The sequence below is a fragment of the Mesorhizobium sp. M4B.F.Ca.ET.017.02.2.1 genome (assembly GCF_003998955.1).
GTDB classification, from domain to species: Bacteria; Pseudomonadota; Alphaproteobacteria; order Rhizobiales; family Rhizobiaceae; genus Mesorhizobium; species Mesorhizobium abyssinicae.
Genome location: NZ_RZOF01000563.1, coordinates 1 through 2,122, shown reverse-complemented (window position 1 = coordinate 2,122; position 2,122 = coordinate 1). Strand labels below are relative to the sequence as shown.

The 2,122-nt window shown below is 64.0% G+C and carries 2 protein-coding genes; both read left to right on the top strand.

Annotated features, from left to right (window positions below):
• Positions 1-316 (top strand): response regulator transcription factor (locus tag EN738_RS36860; protein WP_145967033.1); only part of this gene is annotated, 316 nt, incomplete at its 5' end.
• 238 nt (positions 317-554) lie between these two features.
• The gene (locus EN738_RS33750) at positions 555-1,841 is read left to right on the top strand and encodes an FAD-dependent oxidoreductase (protein WP_245494850.1); all 1,287 of its coding nucleotides are present in this window, start codon (positions 555-557) and stop codon (positions 1,839-1,841) included.
• Positions 1,842-2,122: the final 281 nt, after the last annotated feature.

Here is a 2,122-nt window from a genome sequence, read left to right as displayed (position 1 = left end):
GCTTGGCGACGAAGACGGCACCGAGCTCGAATTCGATGCCGCCCGTACGGTTTTTGCCGGCCTCGGCGCCGCCCCCGACCTCGCCCGGGTCGCCGCGCTGACCCGGCCGACGAGCTTGCCTTCGCATGGGCTGACCCGGCGCGAGATCGAAGTTCTTGGCCTTGTCGCCACCGGCAAGACCAACAGGACGATAGCAACCGACCTTGGCCTCAGCGAAAAGACCGTCGACCGTCATCTCAGCAACATATTCGACAAGCTGGCGGTCAACTCGCGCGCGGCTGCCACAGCCTACGGCTTTCAGAACGGCCTGCTCTAACGCAACGATTTTCTGACCTCGAGCAATTCCAGGAAAAGTGTGAAACGGTTTTCCGTCCGGAATTGCGTCAAAGCAAAGAGATTGAGCGGTTCGGCGTTTCCGTGAAACGATGAAACGCTCTGGCGGCATGGGGAAAAATCCCCATCGCATTTTTCTGACTCGTGAGGTGTCTCCCCGAAGCGCCGCGGCGCCGTTCCCTTATTTTTGGTCCGCCAGTGACGAACCAAATGGAGCGATCATGAACCCGACTTCGATATCCGGAACGGCCGCGATGCAGGCGATGACCCTGCGCAGCCGTCTCAATATCCGCATCGCCGAGACCAGGGCACGCGCCGGCGCCCTGCTGGAACAGGGCGCGGCCTTCATGCATCTGGAGGCCGATGCGCTGCAGGCAACCGGCAGCGATCCATCATCAGGCGACGAAACGCAGCCCGCGCTCAGGGAAGAACATGTCGACGTCGTGGTCATCGGCGCCGGCCAGAACGGTCTTTCCGTCGGCTATCACCTGGCCCGCAAGGGGGTGAAGTTCGTCATCCTGGAGGGCCGCGAACGCGTCGGCGATATCTGGCGCTCGCGCTGGGATTCGCTGCGCCTGTTTACCCCGGCGCGCTTCGACGGTCTGGTCGGCATGCCGTTCCCCGCCGCCCGCTATTCGTTCCCGACCAAGGACGAAATGGCCGACTATCTCGAGGCCTATGCGCGGAGGTTTGCCTTGCCGGTGCGCACTGGCGTCAAGGTCGACGAGGTGACCCGTTCCGGCGAGCGCTACGTCGTCACATCAGGCCGGACCCGCTACATCGCCAAGCACGTCGTCGCCGCCGCCTCGAGCTACCAGAAGCCGAAGATCCCGGATTTCGCGGCGTCGTTCGATCCGTCGATCCGGCAATTGCATTCGGTTGCCTACAAGAATCCGGAACAGCTCAAGGCAGGTGGCGTGCTTTTGGTCGGCGCCAGCAATTCCGGTGCGGAAATCGCCATGGATGTCGCGCGAACGCATCAAGTGTGGCTGTCGGGCCGCCATCCAGGCCACATCCCGGTCGCCTACAATGGCTACTTCGCGATGCGTTTGGTCCTGCCGGTCGTCCTGCGCATCGTTTTCCACCGTTTGCTCACCGTCGATACGCCGATGGGCCGCAGGGCCAAGCCGGAGCAGTTGTCGCATGGCCTGCCGCTGATCCGGGTCAAGCCGCAGGATCTGGACGCCGCCGGCGTCCGCCGGGTCGCCCGCGTCGCCGGTGCCCGCGACGGCAAGCCGCTGCTCGACGACGGCCAGCTTCTCGACGTTGCGAACATTATCTGGTGCACCGGGTTCCGGGCCGGGCTCGACTGGATCAAGCTGCCGATTTTCGACGGCACCGGCCGGGTGAAGCAGTATCGTGGTGCCGTCGAAGGCGAGCCGGGACTGTATGTCTGCGGCCTGCATTTCCAGCAATCGACCTCCTCCACCATGATCCACGGCGCGGCGCGCGATGCCGGCTACGTGGCCGACAAGATAGGCGAGCGCATGCGGGCAGCCGCCGGATAAGCGCTTCGAGGCGCTTGCCGGGCGCTGGAAAAGCCACCACGCCCGGCAATCGTGTCGCCAAACCAGAACAAAACGTAGACACTTCTGGCCTTTCGCTGCCGAATCATTACATTCGGGGGCAATGTCCGGCTTTGCGGAAGACATGCCCTTCTTTGACGAACCGAATGCGCGGCCCGCGGCCCCGTCCGGCATAGCCGCGCGCGCCATGGCCGCCCGCAGCGGTCAGAACAGCGCGCCCGACTATCTGAAGGGCCTGAATCCCGAGCAGCGGCTGTCGGTCG

Bases quoted from the DNA above. Each gene is read 5' to 3' on its own strand.
- EN738_RS33750 (WP_245494850.1), top strand. From the start codon at position 555: ATGAACCCGACTTCGATATCCGGAACGGCCGCGATGCAGGCGATGACC.